The organism is Anaerolactibacter massiliensis, assembly GCF_900290205.1.
Classification (GTDB): Bacteria; Bacillota_I; Bacilli_A; order Erysipelotrichales; family Erysipelotrichaceae; genus Bulleidia; species Bulleidia intestinalis.
In genome coordinates this window covers 1,287,914-1,306,836 of record NZ_OLMH01000002.1, presented here as the reverse complement: position 1 = coordinate 1,306,836, position 18,923 = coordinate 1,287,914, and the positions used below count along the sequence as shown (strand labels likewise).

Sequence of the window (18,923 nt, the reverse complement as noted above, 5' to 3'; positions counted from 1 at the left end):
GAGAAGAGATGAACGAATATTTCCGAGAAATAGCACATACGATGAAATACGGCAATGCCGTGAAAGCTGCTGAGATCCAGGAAGAACTGAAGAAACCGGTTCCCTCGTGTTCTGAGCGGAATGCAGTGCTGAACCAGGCGGTATCTGAGCACTGGTCTGCCGTCCGGACTGATCAGGTGCTGAAAGCGAATGATCTGGATCTGCTTGATCCGGAACAGAAAGAAGAAGCGCTGCTCAGAACTGCCCTGGAAGAAGGATGGAGCCGAGATCAGCTGGAATCCTGGAAGCAGAAGCTTTCCGCCACATCGGATCTTCTGCTGAAGACCAGCAGCGTCCTGGCGATTCCGGCAGAAGGAGCAATGCTGAACTTCCTGTATAAGGCAGAAGCGGAAGTTGAAACAGAGGGAAAGACCTGGTTTCTAAAGGAGATGGTGATTCCGAATACCGTTCCTGTCTTTTCGGCAAGTTCGGTCTACGAAGGACAGGAACCGGGCAGAAAGCCTGAAGAATGCTGGCATTCGCTGATGGAAACTCTTGATAGTCCGTTTGCAGAAGTCTTTCTGCTGATGGATCAGCGCATGGATGAGAAAGCCTCTGGAGCACTGAATGCCGTCTATGACACAAGAGGCTTCGGAACGAGATACGGATTCCGCTATCAGAAAGATGGCAGTGTGCTTGGCTACGCCGAACAGTATCGCATCGAAGGAGAGAATCGTCTGTATCTTCAGGTGATCATGGACCATGGCTCCATGCGCTATGAGCTTTCTCATGCGACAAGATTCCTCGGCTTTGAGCTTGGTGATTCGTATCGTCTCTACTGCAATGAAGACGTGCCTGAGGCAGAACAGTCGGAGGCTTCTCCGGAAGCCTATGATGACATGCGCTGCTTTGCTTTCCGGAAACTTGCCCATGAATTATTCCTTGAAGCAGGCAGAAATCAGATCGAGCTGCCGATTCCAGACGATACTGTTTCGCCGATTGAAGTGACGCATGTGCGCATCGGCGTATTGAGAAACGATGAAGGGGTCAGGCATGTTGCGGAAGCAGAGTTCACGGAAGATGGCATGACTTTATATGCAGCAGTCGAGGACCTGAAAGACGGATCCACGATCTGGACCGTGCAGGGAGACAGTGCCTATGACGAAGTCTTCCATGATGCGCCAGAAGAAGCGTATGACCGGATTCTCGAATGGAACCAGTCGCATCAGGAGTCCAGAATGTCCCGCTATGGCGATCTCTTTGCACTATTGGAGAATACTGCCAGAAAGGTATTCCGGAACCAGCAGGACTTCCTGGACTGGAAGCCGGGAGAGGAAGATCTCTATGGCATTATGGGGGGAAGAGAAGAAAACTGATCCTTCTCTGCATGCATGACTCCTGAAAATATCCATTTCGGCCAATCTGTGCATCGGAATTTCCGCTGTCCTGATTATAGTGAAATCAAACACATTCAGAGAAACGGAGGAATTCAATGACTGAAGCATGCTATTTTCATGAGAACACCTGCATTATCGACTACAGCGCGGCCTATATCACCAATGCCCATCAGCTGGTGGATTCCGAGGCATTCACGGAATTTCTGAACCGTTATGTCGTGTATCTTTCTGAACATCACCGGGATCTGTACCGCTTTCTGATCAAGGACCACCCGGATCAGGAAAGCATCGTGAAGGATCTGAAGTCCGTGCTCAATCTATTGCTGATCATGAACTTCGACCAGGTCGATGTGCCATATGTGAAACTGCCTCATGTATTCCTGGAAATCGTCGAGGAAGGATATCACTACTGGCGCAGCCTGCAGCGGTATTCTCTGCTCCATGCGAGCCGTTCCAGCAGCTACCGGATTGATGCCTTCATCGATGCGGATAATGAGATCAATTCCATCGCACTGCAGTTCTACCGGGCCATCCAGGAGAAGGTGCAGGGCGGATATTCCAATGTCTACCGCCAGCTTCAGGCCGGCACCAATGCCAGCCTGCTGCTGGAAAGCTATGCATGGCCGATTCCGGAAGGGTATGAAGCGTTAAAGGACATTCCGTTCATCTCGATGGTCATGCTCAGAACTCCGCTGCTCCTGCATCCGAAGTCCAGCAAGCGCACGAACAAGTTCATCGATGCAGACCATAATCCGATTGAAGACTTTTCCGGGCAGAAGAACGAATGGATCTGCTATCCGGCCAGTGTCGGCGAGATGCTGATCTACTGCTACTTCCATCGCAGCTACATCACAAGTGCGGTGAGCTGTTCCAATCTCTTCGCGCTGGCCAGACCGAAAGACTGCATCGGAAAGAAACCAGATGCGATCCTGCTGTTCGGAAACAAGGATGGAACAAAAGACACCGTTTTCTATGAAGACAAAGGTGCCGGCATGTGGGTCGGAAAGGTCAGCGATGCCCCGGAGATTGATTATTTCGGCTATACGAAGAAAGCAATCCTGACCCTGCATAATCTTGCGATGATGGAGAAGGGCTGGCTGCCGATTCATGGCGCTATGGTCAATCTGTATCTCAAGGACGGAACGAAGAAGGGACTATTGTTCATGGGCGATTCCGGGGCCGGAAAGTCCGAGACGATCGAAGCCCTCAGCATTGCCGGAAAGGATCTGATTGATCATCAGGAGACGGTGTTTGATGATATGGGCACGCTGCACCTCGATGAACATGGCGAAGTGCGGGCCGAAGGAACCGAAATCGGTGCGTTTGTCCGCCTGGATGATCTGGACCGGGGAACTGCCTATAAGGATCTTGATCGTTCGATCTTCTTCAATCCGGAGAAGGCCAATGCAAGAGTCGTGCTGCCGGCTGCTCCGTATTCCGCAATCACGGAAGAACATCCGATAGACTGCTTCCTGTATGCCAATAACTATACCGACAAAAGAGGCCTGGAATGGCTGGATGGCAGCGTTGCGGAAACCGAGAAGCCATTTGTCGAGGGCAAGCGGTTTGCCTTAGGCACCACCCAGGAGAACGGCATCTCCACCACTTACTTTGCCAATCCGTTCGGACCGATGCAGCGGCAGGAAGAATGCCAGCCGATCATCGATAAAATGTTCACGGCCATGAAAGAACAGAATATTCCGATCGGTGAGATCTATACATGCCTTGGTCTTCCGGGGAAAGGAGATCATGGCATTGAAAAAGCAGCGGAAGCGCTGCTTGACTTTGTGATTCATGGAAGAGAAGAGAGCTGATCTCTTCTTTTTTACAGATTGAGATAGCTGCCGCTGAACAGGGAACGGATCATATCAGCGAGGAATTCCTGTGTCGCGCTGGCCCCGCTGCTCAGATAGCAGGACGTGATCGAAGAAAGACCGCCTGCCACAAAGCAGGCAAAATAGCTGCGCTCGCTTGGTCTTAACTGTTCCATGAAGTCCGGACAGTTCATGAAATCCTGATACTGCATCTCCTCGAGGACCCCGAGCAGATGGTTCTGATAGAGCAGCTGAAGCAGTTCCCGGTTGTCGAGAATGTATCTGCTGTAATGTTCTGACAGGGAGTAGAGCGGATTGTCCGAGCAGGAATGCTGGTCGCAGTCATAGCAGCACACGCGTTCCAGCTCATAGCGGATGACGTTTTCCTTGTTCTGAAACAGCGAATAGAAGGTCTGCCGGCTGACGCCTGCTTCCAGACAGATCTCCGATACGGAGATTTCTTCAAACGGGGTTGTTTTCAGGAGGTTCAGAAAAGCATCTCCGATCAGTTTCTGATTTGCCAGGGCAGTCGTATTGGATCCGCAGTACATGTCTTTCCTCCCGATTCCAGAATTTTTATACTATTATGCTTGACAACTGTCAATGTTGGAATCATAATACGGATACAAACTTGACAGGTGTCAAGCGAGTGATCGAAGGGTTTCCTGCTTATTTTTTTACCTTCGATTTAGCACTCTGATTGCTCGAGTGCTTGAAAAAGGAGGATATTACTATGACAGTATTACCAATTCTCAATTCGGCAGTACTTCCGGATTCGCTCATGTTCTTCCCGGCGGATTACTATAAACAGATGACCGGAGCAGACCCTGCGGTCAATGACCGGGTGATCTTCCTGCTTGTCCGGGATGGTCAGCAGATGCCATGGAAAGAAGACAGCTTCTATCCGATCGGCGTAACCGGCGAGATCCGGGAAGTCAATCCGGGCGGATATCTGACGATCCAGAGCGGACCGCGGGTATCTATTGAAGCCGTGACAATCCATGCTGATCACTCTCTGACCGTGAATGCTGCGAGAATGGCAGACGTCGATGATCTCGACGAAGCCGAGGAGCAGAAACACCTCGAGGGCATCAAGAATCTTGTCCGCCAGTATATGTCGAAGTTCCAGTGGGGCAGGATTGCCGAACCGTTCGTGGACGTATGGCACCATGTCAGCGAAGTGCTGGCAACCATGAGCTACTGGATGAAGCTGACTGGAGAACAGCGCTTCCAGCTGCTGCAGATGGACAGCAGGAGAGAGCGCATGGATAAGATGGAATCCATGCTGTATGAGTATCTCGAAATGGCAAATGTCTCAGCCGAGGCAAATACCGCAACCGAAGAAGACTATCAGAAGTCGTATCGGGAAGCTGCGATCCGCAAGCAGATCGACTACCTGCAGAATGAGCTCGATGAGATGCATCCGGAGAATGTCAGCGATGTGCAGCGCTTCGAGAAGAAGATCCGCGAGAGCGATATGAACGACGAAGCCCGCCGCGAAGCCGAGAAGATGCTGAATCGCATGAAGCAGGAGGGCAAGAACAGCCCGGAATACGGAACGCTCTATGACTATCTGGACTTCGTGACTTCGCTTTCCTGGAAGGCACCGGAGGCAGAGACGATCAACCTGAAGAAGGCTGAGAAGATCCTGAATGATCAGCACTATGGCCTCGATAAGGTCAAGCAGCGGATCATCCAGCAGATTGCGGTCATGAATCTGAAACATTCGCAGTCTGGTTCGATCCTGCTGTTTGTGGGTGCTCCTGGTACCGGCAAGACGAGCATTGCAAGCTCCATTGCCAAAGCCCTGGATCGTCCGTATGTCAGAGTCGCACTGGGCGGTGTCAGGGATGAGGCAGATATCCGCGGCCATCGCAGAACGTATATCGGCGCAATGCCTGGCAGAATCATGGATGGCATCTCGAAGGCCGGAGCCTCCAATCCGGTCATGGTGCTGGATGAGGTAGATAAGCTCGGGGCTTCGTATAATGGCGATCCGGCTTCGGCTCTATTGGAAGTTCTTGATCCGGAGCAGAATAAGAACTTCACGGATCACTACATGAATGTGCCGTATGATCTCAGCAATGTGATGTTCATCTGCACGGCAAATACGACAGATACGATTCCGGAGCCTCTGCTGAACCGGATGGAGGTCATCCCGTTCAGCGGCTATACCCCGAATGAAAAGTTCGAGATTGCAAGAAGACATCTGCTGCCGAAGTCTCTGGAACTGGCAGGTCTTACCAAGGATCAGCTTTCCATCACCGATGAAGCGATGAAGACGATCATCAGCGACTACACGATGGAGGCTGGTGTCCGCGGTCTGAAGAAGCGCCTGGATACGATCGCAAGAGTCAGTGCGGTCAAGGTTGCAGAGAATCCAGAAGAATCTTTCCGGGTTACTAAGCGCAATCTGAACGACTTCCTCGATCAGAAGCCGATCCATCATGAGACAGTGCTGGAAGAGAAGAAGCCAGGTATTGTGACGGGTCTTGCCTGGACGGCAGCGGGAGGCGAGATTCTCTATATCGAAACGCTGTTCACGAAAGGGAACGGAAAAGTCATCGTGACGGGTCAGCTTGGCGATGTCATGAAGGAATCCGTGCAGATTGCCATCTCCCTCGTGAAGTCGATGTTCCCGGATAAGGCAGAGCTGTTCGAAAAGAATGATCTGCATATCCATGTGCCGGAAGGTGCAGTCAAGAAGGATGGTCCTTCAGCTGGCATCACCTTAACGACAGCAATTGCTTCGCTGGTCATGAACCGTTCGGTTCCGGCAGCGATTGCAATGACTGGTGAGGTTTCTCTGCGGGGTCATGTGATGCCGATCGGCGGTCTGCCTGAGAAGCTGATGGCGGCTCAGCGGGCTGGTGTGAAGCATGTTTTCATCCCGCAGGAGAATGTGGAGGATCTCAAGGATGTTCCGCAGGAAGTCAAGGATAAGCTCGAGATCACCCCGGTCAAGGAAGTGAAGGAAGTGCTGCAGAAGACGGGGGTGCTTGCCCCGGCTGCCTCGCTTCGTTCTTCCAGAGCTGTGAAAAGCGAATTAGCGGCGTAGGAAACAGGAAATTCATCTGTTCGTCCGTGCAGTTTCTGCTACAATGTTGCCTGTCTATTAGAAGACGGAGGCAGAAAGCAGATGAAGGAATTCTCACCGATCAAGGAAGGCAAGGTCCGCGAGATCTATGACACCGGCGATAAGCTTGTCATGGTAGCGACCGATCGTATCTCCGCATTTGACGTCATTCTGAAGAATCCGATTCCTGATAAGGGAAAGGTGCTCACCCAGATGTCGAAGTTCTGGTTTGACTTCACGAAGGATACTGCAAAGAACCACATGGTCAGCACCGACGTCGAAGATATGCCGGAATTCTTCCGGAATGATGCGTTCATAGGCAGATCCATGCTGTGCAGAAAGCTGGAGATGATTCCGATTGAGTGCATTGTCCGCGGCTATATCACGGGCAGCGGCTGGAATTCCTATCAGAAGAACGGAACCGTCTGCGGCATCCGTCTTCCCCGAGGACTGAAGGAATGCGAAAAGCTTCCGGAACCGATCTATACTCCGAGCACGAAAGCAGAGCTCGGCGAACATGATGAAAACATCAGTTTCGAGCAGTCCATTCCTGTCCTCGAGAAGAAGTTCCCGGGTCATGGCAGAGAGTATGCAGAAAAGATCCGCGATCTGACCATTGCGCTTTATCAGAAGTGCGCAGGTTATGCGGAAAGCCGCGGTATTCTGATCGCGGATACGAAGTTTGAATTCGGTCTTGATGAAGAGGGCAATGTGGTGCTCGGCGATGAGATGCTCACGCCGGACAGCTCCCGCTTCTGGCCGAAAGAAGGCTATGAGCCCGGACACAGCCAGCCTTCCTTTGATAAGCAGTTTGTCCGGGACTGGCTCAAGGCAAATCCGGACAATGACGGATCGCTTCCGGAAGAAGTGATTGAAAAGACCATTGCCAAATATCGTGAGGCTTATTTCCTGCTGACAGGAAATGAGCTGAACGCCTGAAACGGATTCAGAGTGAGCGGCGGGAACTATTCTCACCGCTTTCTTATTTCCTGGGCATTCTGCAGGACAGTTTGAGGAAACTGCAGTAAGATTGCCATTTGAAAAGGGGGAGACATGACACAGAACATCTGGAATATTCTCGCAGACTCGTTCATGAAGATCCTGATTCCGGGCCTGACGATGACAATCCCGCTTACGCTGCTGGCGTTCGGGGGAGCACTTGTGATCGCTGTCATCACTGCCCTGATTCAGTATGCAAAAGTGCCGGTGCTGAAGGATCTGGCAAGAGTTTATATCTGGATCATCCGCGGTACGCCGCTGCTGGTTCAGCTGTATGTCGTATTCTTCGGTCTGCCGTCAATCGGGGTGAAGGTTCAGGCCTTCCCAGCTGCGGTCATCGTGTTTGCAATCAATGAAGGTGCGTATTGTGCAGAGACCATGCGGGCAGCAATTGAAGCTGTTCCGAGAGGACAGTTAGAAGCAGGCTACTGCTCCGGGCTCTCATTCGTGCAGGTCATGTGGCACATCGTGCTGCCGCAGGCCTTCCGGACTGCTTTCCCGCCGCTGTTCAATTCCCTGATCGGCATGGTCAAGGATACGTCTCTGGCCAGCAACATCACCGTGGCAGAGATGTTCTTCGCAGCTCAGCGCATTGCCGGAAGAACGTATCAGTTCATGGCAATCTATCTGGAGCTTGCCTTCATCTATCTGATGTTCTCGACCGTGCTCAGCCGCATCCAGGCATGGGGTGAGAAGAAGCTGGCCAGCTATGGAGGAGTCCGGAAATGAGTGTGATGGAAGTAAAAGACATCCGGAAAGCATTTTCCGGCAATGAGATCCTGCATGGTATCTCGGTGACCGTGGAGCGCGGCGATGTCGTGGCGATTCTCGGTCCTTCCGGATCCGGAAAGACGACGCTGCTTCGGTGCATGAACTTTCTTGAAACACCAGACAGCGGAACGATGATCTTCCATGATCATAACTATGATCTTGCCCATATGTCTCATCACGATATCGCGAAGATCCGCATGCATACCGGCTTTGTGTTCCAGAACTACAACCTGTTCGCAAACCGCACGGCCTTGCAGAACGTGACCGAGGGACTGATCGTAGCCAGGAAGATGCCGAAAGAAAAGGCTGATGAGATCGGCATGAATCTTTTGAAGAAGGTCGGCATGGACAACCGGGCAGACCATTATCCATCGCAGCTTTCCGGCGGCCAGCAGCAGCGGGTTGCGATAGCAAGAGCGCTTGCGACCGATCCGGAGATCATCTTCTTCGATGAACCGACGAGTGCTCTCGATCCGGAGCTGATCGGAGAAGTGCTGAATGTCATGCGGGAACTTGCCGAAGAGGGGATGACGATGATTGTCGTCACTCACGAGATCGGCTTTGCCCGCCATGTAGCAAACCGCGTCATCTTCATGGACGGCGGCAATATCGTTGAACAGAATACCGCTGCGGAATTCTTCGGGAATCCGCAGAAAGACCGCACGAAGGAATTCATCCGTGCAGAAATGAACCGGGATGGTTTAGGAGGAAAGAACCATGAAAAAACAGCTTAGCATTATCGCAGCAGGAGCACTGCTTCTGACGGGCTGCGGATCTTCCGCAGCAGCCGCATCCACTGCTTCCGCTTCTTCTGCTTCTACTGCAGCCGCAGCGGATCATCTTGCCCGCATCAAGGAAAGCGGGAAACTCGTGATCGGTCTTGAAGGAGACTGGCAGCCGTTCAGCTACCATGATGACTCCGATCAGCTGGTCGGCTTCGATGTCGATGTAGCTGCAGGAATCGCAGATTATCTTGGCGTAGAGCCTTCTTATACCGAAGAGAAGTGGTCCGGTCTGTTCACCGGCTTATCTTCCGGTGTGTATGATATTGTCGCAAATGGTGTCGATATCACCGAAGAGCGCAAGCAGACCTATGACTTCAGCGATCCGTATGCCTATGATCATACCGTCCTGGTTGTCCGTGCTGACAACGACGACATCACAAGTTTCGATGATCTGAAGGGCAAGACCACTGCAAACTCCATCGGTTCCACGTATATGGAACTCGGCGAATCCTATGGTGCAACGGTCAGCGGTGTTGAGTCTCTGGCGGAATGCATGGCAATGGTCACCAATGGCCAGGTGGATGCGACCATCAACGCAGAGACCTCTGTTCAGGACTACCTGAAGACCACAGGCGATACAAGCCTGAAGATCGTTGCAAGAAGCGATGACGCAACGGAATATGCAATCCCGCTCGTCAAGGGCGATGACAACGCAACGCTGCTTGCCGCAATCAACGAAGCGATCGCGCACATGAGAGAAGACGGCGACCTGGCAAAGGCTTCCGAAACCTACTTCGGTGCAGATCTGACTTCTGCTGAGTAAAGGAATCGGCAGGACTAGAACATATCGGCAATCACTGAGACAGAATTGTCTTCGTGATTGCCGATTTTTGTGTGCCCGGCATGGGCGATAACCAGGTGGTGAAAGACCACTGCGAACTTGGCAGCAGGAATCGTTAGCCGAAGGCAAGGGTGTCCATCGCTCTGACATGAAAGCGGGCAGAGTACATGAGGCAGCTGCTGCCTTCCGAAAGTTCAGATCAAAGGAGATGGGGTGCAGATCGCTGATTCCGCATTGAGTGAAATAGCAGCTATTCAGCAGTTCGGCAATCCATGAAAAAAGCACTGGCAAACCAGTGCTTTTGTGCCTCATCAGTCTGCAAAGAAACGTTCTACGAGATCTCTGGAGTATTCAGCAACTTCTTCCATGTCACCGAAGCTCATGATCTCGCCGGCATAGAAGGTGTTGTTCTCTCCCTGCATGCCTTCGACTTTCTCATACCAGCCAGCCTGGTAGTCTTCCGTGAAGATGTGCGGGAAGTAGTAGTTCTCGCATTCGAGAATCACGTTTTCTGCCGGGTTGTTCATGGTCTTCAGATCTTCCAGCACCTGCTTCTTCGTACCTTCATAGTCCAGTACTTTCCGGCCCTTGTGATTACGCAGAGTGTAAGTCGTGATCGGCTGGTTCTTGTCGTCGGTCTTCCATCTCTTGTAATAGACCATCAGATGGCCGAGCCGCTCCGGCTGCATGTTCTCGAAGATGTAGTACGAAGTATCCGGAATATTCTCAGGCTTCATCTCGACTGCCATCGAATCATAGCGCTCATAATCGATCTTGCTGAAGAGCTCTTTCTCAGCAGCACTCGCATCTGCATATTCTGCGAAGTAAGGCAGCGGAGTCGTGACGATCAGCTTATCGAATTCCTTCGGAGCTTCATTTCCGGCTGTGATATAGACCTTGCCATCATGACGCTCGACCTTCGTGACTTCCTGATTCAGAAGGGCAGGGTGCTTCAGCTTGTCGTTGAGATGATCCCAGATGGACTGTGTTCCGTCTTTCCATGTCCAGAGTCTCAGATACATGAAGTCCATCATCGTATCGAAGTCCAGATATTTCAGCACATAGGCAGCCGGAATCTCATCAAAGTATCCATATCCGAAGGAAGTATAAGGACCGATCCAGAGATCCTTGACTCCTTCGACCCCATTGATGCGGCAGAACTCATCAAACGGCAGCATCAGATCTTTCAGGTTCGGATTCTCGCCGCTGACCTTCTGATGTTCCTTCGTTGCCGCATAACCATCATAACGGCCCTGGCTGATGCCGCGGTGTCCATTGATGTCATAGCCGACATACTTAGTCTGCAGCAGCTTGCAGAGCTTCTTGACATGATTCTTCATTCTCAGCAGATGCGGCAGATTCAGCACATTCTTCGTGGAGAACGGATCGATGACCTTGCCATCCTTGTTCTTGTATTGACGAACCAGCGCCGGTCCGTCAACTCCGTATCCCGTGAAATCCATGACCTCCTGAACGGCAAAGTACGTAGGGCAGCCCATGATTGCGCCCATCTCATACGCACGTCCATCCTTGTACTTCGGCGAATAGCACTTGCCGCCTACCCGGTTGTTCTTCTCAAATACCGTGTAGTTCTCGTAGCCTTTCTTCTCGAGATACATTGCAGCGGAAAGTCCAGCAGGCCCGCCTCCTAGAATCGCGATTCTTGTATTCCTGTCCATATTGCCCCCTTTCAGATTGTTTTGTGATTTTCCTTCACAACTGTGATCATCATATCACAGGTCCCGGAGATTGGAAACGAAAAATTTCACAATGGTTTCCGGGCAAAGAAACGGGCTGTCAGTTCCTTCGCATATTCTGCCGTTTCTTCCATGTTTCCGAAGCACATCACTTCGCCAGCATAGTAGGTATTGTTCTCTCCCTGCATCGCTTCGACCTGGTCATACCAGCCCTCTGCATAGTCCTTCGGAGAGAGGTGAGGGAAGTAATACCAGCTTGCTTCATTCAGGATCTGTCTGACCTTCACTCCGCAGTGTTCCAGATCTTCCAGTACCAGTGCTTTCGAATCCTCATAGGTCATCTCTTTCTCTCCGGTATGGCAGCGCAGGGCATACGTCACGATCGGCTGTTCCGGTTCTTTGGACCATCTGCTGTAGGCAACCATCAGATGACCAAGCCGCTTCGGAAGCAGATTGTCAAAGAAACAGCTCGAACGGGGAGCAGACGGATCCGTCAGAACGGCCATCGTGTCGTAGGCCTCGGTCCGGATCTTTGCAAACAGCTCCCGTTCTTTGTCACTGACATCTGCATACTTGCAGAACTGATCCAGCGGACTTGTCACAATCAGGGTATCAAATGACTCGGTATTCCCGTTCCAGGCAACCTGAACCTGTCCATCTTTCCTGATAATTTCTGAAACCAGGGCATTGCATACGGCAGGATGCTTCAGCTTCCGGTTCACGCTTTGCCAGATACTCTCTGTTCCATCTTTCCACGTGAGCAGATCATTCCGCATGAAGCTCATCATCGTATCAAAGTCCAGATACTTCAGCACATACGCAGCCGGAATCTCATCAAAGTATCCATATCCGAACCCGGTGAACGGCTCTGCCCATACCTTCTCAATCAGCGGCACTTCATGTTTGGCACACCAGTCCGAGAAAGACAGGGAGAGATCTGACAATGCTTCATTCGTGCCAGATACCCACTGATCCGGCATCCGGGGCAGAAAGCCTTCATAGGAACCATTCAGAATTCCCCGGTGATTGCACGTATTGTAGCCCTGATACGTTCTCATCAGAAGGAGTCCGAGTTTTCTCAGCTGTCTCTGCAGTTCCTTCAGTTCGGATTCATCTTCCGGATGAAATGGTTCATAGACCGTTCCGTCGATTCGCCGGAAATCGCGCTCCATCTTCGGACCGTCTGCGGCAATGCCGGCAAATGCCATGCATTCCTTCACGGCATGATAAGAGGGAACACCCATGATGGCACCCATCTCATAATGCTTTCCAAGCTGCAGGGGAGAACAGCACTTGCCCCCGATCCGATCGCCCTTCTCAAGGATCGTGACGTGTTCATAGCCAGCCTGTTCCAGATACATCGCCATCGAAAGACCGCTCGGTCCGCCGCCGAGAATGCAGATGCGCTGTCCGGGATTGTATGCCATAATTACCTCCTGCTCTTTACAGTTTCCATGAATAATTATAAAATTCACAAGTATGAGAAGCAATGACTGCTTCAGGGCAGAAGACTTCCAGGAACTGCTGGACCATAGCCGTAAAGCTTATGGACCGCTTCCTGCCCTGAAATCCGGAACTGAAACGTATTCTTATGAAGAACTGATTTCTGCGATTTATGCCGAGGCAGAACACCTGAAAAATGAACCGGCATTATGCATCGCCATCGATCAGCCGGAAACCGTATCCGGAATCATTTCGCTCTTTGCCTCAGTCCTTGCAGGAAAACGGACAGCTCTGCTTGATTCCCATCTTTCTCAGGAAGGAAAAGAACGCGCCCTGAAGATTGTCCATGCCGAGCTGATTCTTCCAGGCAACAAGAGAACAGAAGAAACGCCGGTACCAGGAGAAGCAGGAAAGCTGCTGTTCTTCTCGAGCGGAACAAGTGCTTCAGAAAAAGCGGTGGTACTCAGCCAGAAGGCATTCTGCTCCAGTGCCTGGAACGGCCAGAGCATGCTCTCATGCGGGCCTGGAGATATCGTCGGGTCTTTCCTGCCGCTATCTCATGTCTTCGGCTTTGTCTGCACGCTTCTCTGGCCGCTTGCCTATGGAGCTTGCGCTGCACTGGGCAGGGGATACCGGCATCTTCTTGATGATGCGTTTTATTACCATCTGACAATCCTGCCGGCTGTTCCGACTCTGCTGTATTTCCTGCATGCACATGGAGCCCTGAATCCGGAACTGAAGACGATTCTCGTCGGAGCAGGTCCTGCTGATCCGGATACGCTGAGATCGCTCAGCCAGTCCGGCATCCAGGTCAGCTTCGGTTACGGCCTCACGGAGACTGCCTCCGGACTAGCAATTTCCACTGGCAAGGAGAATCCCTTTGCGATGGATCTCTGTCCGGATACAAGAGTCAGAATCGGCGAAGACCATACCGTCTATGTGCGTACTGCATGCATGATGGACGGCTACTATGAGAAACCGGAAGAAACTGCAGCAGTACTGAATGATGGAGAACTGGATACCGGCGATCTCGGATCTCTGGATGAACAGAACTGTCTCCATCTGAACGGAAGAAAGAATGAAGTGCTCGTGCTTCCCAATGGCACAAAGGTATTCTGTCCGGAATGGGAAACAGAACTGTCGAAGCGGATGCAGGGCGAGGCAGCCATCACTTCCGAGAATGGAAAGCTGGTCCTGCATGTATATACCGCATTGAGCGATGATGAAGTCAAATCGAATGCGGATGCGTTCAATGATCAGCAGCCAGCCGGAAGAAAGCTGGGCGGGCTGGTCCGTCATAAGAACCATCTTCCGCGCACTGCCACCGGCAAGCTGCAGAGATGGAAACTGAACGAAGAGGGGGTAAACATATGACTGATGAGGAAATTCTGAAGAGGCTGAAGCAGATCATCTCAGAGAATCTGCCGGAGCTGCGCAATCGCGAAATCACGCTGGACACGAAAATCACAAGAGACCTCGGCATCGATTCGATGAGCTTTATTCTGCTCATCTGCAAAGTCGAGGCTGCTTTCGGGGTTGAGATTCCGGATGGCGAATGGGATCATCTTTCCAGCTGCCGCGATGTCATCGCGAAGATCCGGGAACTTCTGCCGGAGAAAGCCAGTGCATGACAAGCACTGAGACCTTCCGGGTATCTGCTGCTTCCTGCGACCGGTTCCGGCGTCTGTCCTTGCATGATCTCTTCCTGCATGTTCAGGAAATCTCGGTCCGGGACGTAGAAGCCGCCGGCATCACGAGGAAAGAAACTCTGGATCAGGGGCTGCTCTGGATCGTGGCCAGAATGTCTGCACGCATGGAACGGCCGATTTGCTATGATGAGACCGTAACCATTGAGACTCATGCCGGGAAAAGCCGGCATGTCCTGTTTCCGAGGCATTGTGAGATCCGGGATGAACAGGGCAATGTCATCTTCCGAAGCTGTGCCCTCTGGGTATTGATGGATCAGAAGACGAGAAAGACGATCGTTCCTTCGGAACATGGTATTGCGATTGCAGGTGAAGATCAGGAAGACGATCTTCCGTGGCTGATGAAAATTCCGGAAGTGACAGGAACCTCTGAAACTTTTCTTCATAATGCCTCGTATTCCGAACTGGATCTCAACGGCCATGTCAGCAATCTTTCCTATTATCGCTGGATCGACGATCTTTTTTCAGAAGATGACCACAGGGAAGAGTACTGTTCATCCCTGAAGATCGGCTATCTCCATGAGATCCTGCTGAACGATGAAGTATCTCTGAAGAAGATCGTGTCTGAACATCTCGTAAGGATCGACGGATCTGTTTCGGATCAGCCGGCATTTGAAGCGGTTCTCGAGTGGAAACCAATCTGAAGTATTTCCTGTAAACTGCATCTCTATTGATCCTGTTAGACTTCCGGTCTTTCAGGATCTTTTTTCAATGCGGAAAACTGAAGCAGGGCAAGTCTGACGCCATGGATGCGGATGTTTATAGGCCGTGAAGCGGAACTTCGAAAGCTGAATCATATGTATGAGTCGGAGAAGTTTCAGATGCTGGTTCTATGGCCGGAGGAGAATCGGGAAAACGACTCTTCTGAACAAGTTCTGCAAGGATAAGAATCCAATTTGCAAACGAACAGGTCGGACGAGAAGAATATGAAACACTTGCTGATCGTGCAAGACTGGTGGGACCGTATCATGCAGAAAAAATACTTCTGTTTTCTCTTTCTGGTTTTACCGGGTGGCTCAAGGATCGTTCGGCTCGTGATTCTTCACAGGAACTGATTTCATTAAAAGATCTATATCGCAGAATTGCCTGAAAAATCCATTTCTGCAGAAACATACAATCTCTGAAACGGACTCGTTCCGTTTCTTTCTTCTGCTTTCCGCTATAGTCGGAAACGGAATGAGACTGGTTGCAGAATCAAGGCTGAGAACACTTGGAATCACGGAAGTGCTGACAGCAGAAATGGAACATGTCTTTGTCACTGCAGAGCTTCCGATGGAACTGCAGGTTCTGGAAGAAGTGAGGTTCCGCCATGCGGCAGAAGGAATCCCGACATGCCAGGAAACTGACAAGAGCCTGTATGGCGAACGGGAAATCCTCGAACGCTGCGGAGAAGAACCGTTTACGGCACTGGAACAGCTGAAGGAAGCACTGAGGAATGGGCAAAGACCAGAGAATACGTTTGCCGGAATTCTTGCCTTGAACCTGTTAGAAACAGGGGTATCGTTTCTGGCTCTGAATGAACAGAAGATTGAGCCTCCGCTTGTTCTGACGAGAAGAGATGGGAAGATGATCCTGAAGGATTATTCGGGCGTCCTCGCAGAGAACGGAAGACTGATCCGGAAAGAGGATGAGGTGGAGGCAGGGGTATCAGAAGTGTTTCTGATCTGCTTCGGGAATGCATATCTGTCGTTTGCAGAGCAGGAAGAGGCGCTGCATCATCTGGAAACAGATCTGAGGCTGGCTATGCCGTATCTTTCAATGACCGTCCATCATGAACTCGTTCAGCCGGAGCCCTCATTCTGCTTCTGTTTTCCGGAGGGCTGAAATCATCCGCAATAGAAAGGGGATAACCTATGCCGAAAGAATACCGGGAGAATGGGTCCTATGATGAGCTGACGGGATTATACCGGCGGGAGCGGTTCATCGAAGAAGTGCGCCGACGGCTGATCCTGAATGAAGAAGGTCCGTATGTGCTGGCCGTATCGGATATCCGCAGCTTCAAGCTGGTCAATGATACGTGCGGAAGAGATACAGGCGATCAGGTGCTTGTGAAGATCGCGGAGATCATCCGGAAAGAAGCACCTTCCGGGGTATGCTATGCAAGACTCGAAGCAGATCATTTCGCAGGGTTATTCCCGATGGAGAGATTAGATGTGAACCGGATGGATGAATTAGTCCGTTCGTTCCGGATCGGGAATCGGGAGAACAGTCCGCCTTTATTCCTGCATGTCGGGCTTTATGAGATCATCGATCCATCGACTCCGGTTCTGGTCATGATTGATCGGGCAAGGCTGGCCATTGCGGGTATCCGCAACGAATATGAAATAAGGATTGCCTGGTATGACGAGAAGATCCGCTCCGGCATCCTGTTTGAGCAGAATCTGCTGAGAGCTTTACCGGAAGCTCTGGAGCGCAATGAGATCCGCCCGTATCTGCAGCCGCAGGTCGATGCAGAAGGAAAGGTCATCGGTGCAGAAGCGTTAGCCCGCTGGATCAGCCCGGAAGCAGGCTTTCTCAGTCCTGGTCAGTTTATTCCCATCCTTGAGCGCAGCGGAGCAATTGCCAAGGTGGATCGCCGGATGTGGGAAGAAGCCTTCCGGATCCTGAAGAGATGGAAGGAACATGGAAGAGAGGATCTGTATCTCTCCGTGAACCTTTCTCCGAAGGATTTCTGCTTTCTGGATCTTCCGGAGGTATTCGGAAGTCTTGCAGAGACGTATGGAATATCACCGCAGAATCTCAGACTGGAGATTACGGAGACGGTATTCATGCAGGAACCAGGTCCCAGAATGAAGGTGCTTGAGAAACTGCAGCAGGCGGGATTCTTGCTGGAGATGGATGACTTCGGCAGCGGCTATTCCTCGCTCAGTCTATTGAAAGATATGCCGGTTGATATCCTGAAGATCGATATGGTGTTCCTGGACGGAACGAAGTCCCCGGAGCGGGCAAGAAGAATTCTGAAATGCGTGATCAGTCTCTCGGATGCCTTGGGCATGGGATCGATCACGGAAGGAGTGGAAACGGTGGAACAGCTGAAGATGCTGAAAGAAATGGGCTGTCAGATGTTCCAGGGATTCTATTTCGATAAGCCGATGAAAGTCCCGGAGTTTGAAGCAAGATATCTCTGAGTATGAAAACGAAGCTTTCTGAAGCAGGCTTTTTCACGCCTTCAGAGAGCTTCTCTTGTTTCTCTTAGAGAAAAGCGGCGTAAACCCCAGGTGCTTTAGACAATATGTAAAAGCCCTCCATTAACTTGTGTGTTCGAGGATCATCCCGCATACTTGTTATTGGCTTAATTAAAAAGATGGGGGAAGTTGCCTCATCCAAGAAAGGAAGGCCTTTACATGATAGCATACGTTGGAATTGATGCACACACTACAAACTACACTCTCTCAACTTATCTTGAAGGATCAGCAGCACCTGTGAACACCAACGCCTATTCTCCTTCTGTTTCCAACATCGTAAACTACTGCAAGGGGATCAGGAAAAAGATTGGAAATGATACAGAGATCATTGTCGGATATGAAGCGGGCTGCCTCGGGTTTAAACTGAAGCGTGATCTTGAGGAGAAGGGTCTTACCGTAAAGATCCTTGCCCCTGCTTCGATTACCGGAACAGAAATCAACAGACGGCGCAGGAAGAAGACTGACAAGCGGGATGCCGAAGCGATTGCCAGGTCACTGAAGAATCATGAATACAGTGAAGTCTATACCCCTGATGAAGAAGATGAATCAGTACGTGATTTCATCCGTATGCAGCAGGATCACAAGAAGCAGCTCAAAGTGATCAAACAGCAAATCTGTGCCTTTACTACCAGACACGGATATAAATTTACGGATGGTAAGAATTACTGGACAAAGAAGCACATGAAATGGCTCAAGGAGCTTTCTCTGGAGGGAGTTAACAAGGAAACGCTGGATTCTTACCTGCTGTCATATGAAACAGTTTCTGATCGCATTGAGCAGATGAACAAGCGCATTGAAGAAATCGCTGAATCGGATAAATACCGGGAAGCAGTTCATAAGCTTATCTGCTTTAAGTCAGTGAAAGTGCTGACTGCACTGGCTGTGATTGTAGAAATCGGAGATTTCACCAGATTCGTTAAAGCAAAGAACTTTGCAGCGTTTCTGGGTCTGGTTGCAGGAGAACTCAGCAGCAGCGGGGATCAGAACCAAACGGGAATAACCAAGCAGGGAAACACCTTTTTGAGAAAACTCCTTGTAGAATGCGCACAATCTTTCTCAAGGGCATCATCTGGCAAAAGTGAAGCACTGAAAAAGCGGCAGGAAGGGAATACGCCTGAAGTCATTGCATATGCGGATAAAGCAAATGAACGACTCTGGAAGAGATACATGCGCCTTGTACTGCACAATCGAAAGAACCACAACAAAGCAACAGTAGCCGTAGCACGCGAGCTGGCATGCTTTATATGGGGAATGATGACAGGCAATATTCATACTGTTCTTGCTTAAAAT

The 18,923-nt window shown here is 50.9% G+C and carries 16 protein-coding genes; 13 read left to right on the top strand and 3 right to left on the bottom strand.

Features of this window, described 5'->3' with window-relative positions; translation table 11 throughout:
- Window positions 1–8: 8 nt before the first annotated feature.
- Window positions 9–1,355 carry a hypothetical protein gene (locus tag C7E00_RS09730; RefSeq protein WP_135358204.1) on the top strand — a complete coding sequence of 449 codons (1,347 nt, stop codon included), beginning with the start codon at window positions 9–11 and terminating at the stop codon, window positions 1,353–1,355.
- Between the two features lie 116 nt (window positions 1,356–1,471).
- The gene (locus C7E00_RS09725) at window positions 1,472–3,190 is read left to right on the top strand and encodes a phosphoenolpyruvate carboxykinase (ATP) (protein ID WP_105304111.1); all 1,719 of its coding nucleotides are present in this window, start codon (window positions 1,472–1,474) and stop codon (window positions 3,188–3,190) included.
- 11 nt (window positions 3,191–3,201) lie between these two features.
- Here the strand turns inward: C7E00_RS09725 and C7E00_RS09720 are convergent, their stop codons facing one another.
- Window positions 3,202–3,741, bottom strand: a complete 540-nt coding sequence (locus C7E00_RS09720) for a TetR/AcrR family transcriptional regulator (RefSeq protein ID WP_105304110.1) — start codon at window positions 3,739–3,741, stop codon at window positions 3,202–3,204.
- Window positions 3,742–3,923: 182 nt separating this feature from the next.
- Between C7E00_RS09720 and lon the strand changes: the two genes are divergently transcribed.
- From lon to C7E00_RS09690, 5 genes are all read left to right on the top strand, one after another.
- Complete coding sequence (gene lon / locus C7E00_RS09710; RefSeq protein WP_105304109.1) at window positions 3,924–6,248, top strand: endopeptidase La; 2,325 nt, start codon at window positions 3,924–3,926, stop codon at window positions 6,246–6,248.
- 81 nt (window positions 6,249–6,329) lie between these two features.
- Window positions 6,330–7,205 (top strand): phosphoribosylaminoimidazolesuccinocarboxamide synthase, encoded by an 876-nt coding sequence (locus C7E00_RS09705; RefSeq protein WP_105304108.1) that lies wholly within the window; start codon window positions 6,330–6,332, stop codon window positions 7,203–7,205.
- Between the two features lie 114 nt (window positions 7,206–7,319).
- Window positions 7,320–7,994, top strand: coding sequence for an amino acid ABC transporter permease (locus C7E00_RS09700; RefSeq protein WP_105304107.1), 675 nt, complete (start codon window positions 7,320–7,322; stop codon window positions 7,992–7,994).
- On the top strand, window positions 7,991–8,770 hold the full coding sequence (locus C7E00_RS09695) for an amino acid ABC transporter ATP-binding protein (RefSeq protein ID WP_105304106.1): 780 nt from the start codon (window positions 7,991–7,993) through the stop codon (window positions 8,768–8,770). Before C7E00_RS09700 ends, C7E00_RS09695 begins: the two co-directional genes overlap by 4 nt.
- Window positions 8,754–9,584 carry a transporter substrate-binding domain-containing protein gene (locus C7E00_RS09690; RefSeq protein WP_105304105.1) on the top strand — a complete coding sequence of 277 codons (831 nt, stop codon included), beginning with the start codon at window positions 8,754–8,756 and terminating at the stop codon, window positions 9,582–9,584. The genes C7E00_RS09695 and C7E00_RS09690 overlap by 17 nt, the downstream gene beginning before the upstream one ends.
- Before the next feature lie 329 nt (window positions 9,585–9,913).
- Here the strand turns inward: C7E00_RS09690 and C7E00_RS09685 are convergent, their stop codons facing one another.
- Together C7E00_RS09685 and C7E00_RS09680 are read right to left on the bottom strand one after the other, a co-directional pair.
- Window positions 9,914–11,281 carry an FAD-dependent oxidoreductase gene (locus tag C7E00_RS09685; protein WP_105304104.1) on the bottom strand — a complete coding sequence of 456 codons (1,368 nt, stop codon included), beginning with the start codon at window positions 11,279–11,281 and terminating at the stop codon, window positions 9,914–9,916.
- Between the two features lie 86 nt (window positions 11,282–11,367).
- Window positions 11,368–12,726 carry an FAD-dependent oxidoreductase gene (locus C7E00_RS09680; RefSeq protein WP_105304103.1) on the bottom strand — a complete coding sequence of 453 codons (1,359 nt, stop codon included), beginning with the start codon at window positions 12,724–12,726 and terminating at the stop codon, window positions 11,368–11,370.
- Window positions 12,727–12,778: 52 nt separating this feature from the next.
- Here C7E00_RS09680 and C7E00_RS09675 point away from each other — a divergent pair, with 52 nt between their 5' ends.
- The 6 genes from C7E00_RS09675 to C7E00_RS09645 all read left to right on the top strand — a co-directional run bounded on the left by C7E00_RS09675 (window position 12,779) and on the right by C7E00_RS09645 (window position 18,920).
- Window positions 12,779–14,116, top strand: coding sequence for a class I adenylate-forming enzyme family protein (locus C7E00_RS09675; RefSeq protein WP_105304102.1), 1,338 nt, complete (start codon window positions 12,779–12,781; stop codon window positions 14,114–14,116).
- Window positions 14,113–14,373 carry an acyl carrier protein gene (locus tag C7E00_RS09670; RefSeq protein WP_167836552.1) on the top strand — a complete coding sequence of 87 codons (261 nt, stop codon included), beginning with the start codon at window positions 14,113–14,115 and terminating at the stop codon, window positions 14,371–14,373. Before C7E00_RS09675 ends, C7E00_RS09670 begins: the two co-directional genes overlap by 4 nt.
- The gene (locus C7E00_RS09665; RefSeq protein WP_167836551.1) at window positions 14,370–15,092 is read left to right on the top strand and encodes an acyl-[acyl-carrier-protein] thioesterase; all 723 of its coding nucleotides are present in this window, start codon (window positions 14,370–14,372) and stop codon (window positions 15,090–15,092) included. Before C7E00_RS09670 ends, C7E00_RS09665 begins: the two co-directional genes overlap by 4 nt.
- Window positions 15,093–15,624: 532 nt before the next feature.
- Entirely contained in the window at window positions 15,625–16,272 is a 648-nt protein-coding gene (locus C7E00_RS09655) for a hypothetical protein (protein ID WP_105304099.1), read from the top strand.
- A 29-nt stretch (window positions 16,273–16,301) separates the two neighbouring features.
- On the top strand, window positions 16,302–17,576 hold the full coding sequence (locus C7E00_RS09650) for a putative bifunctional diguanylate cyclase/phosphodiesterase (protein ID WP_105304098.1): 1,275 nt from the start codon (window positions 16,302–16,304) through the stop codon (window positions 17,574–17,576).
- Window positions 17,577–17,792: 216 nt separating this feature from the next.
- Window positions 17,793–18,920, top strand: coding sequence for an IS110 family RNA-guided transposase (locus C7E00_RS09645; protein ID WP_105304097.1), 1,128 nt, complete (start codon window positions 17,793–17,795; stop codon window positions 18,918–18,920).
- The last annotated feature ends 3 nt before the right edge of the window (window positions 18,921–18,923 follow it).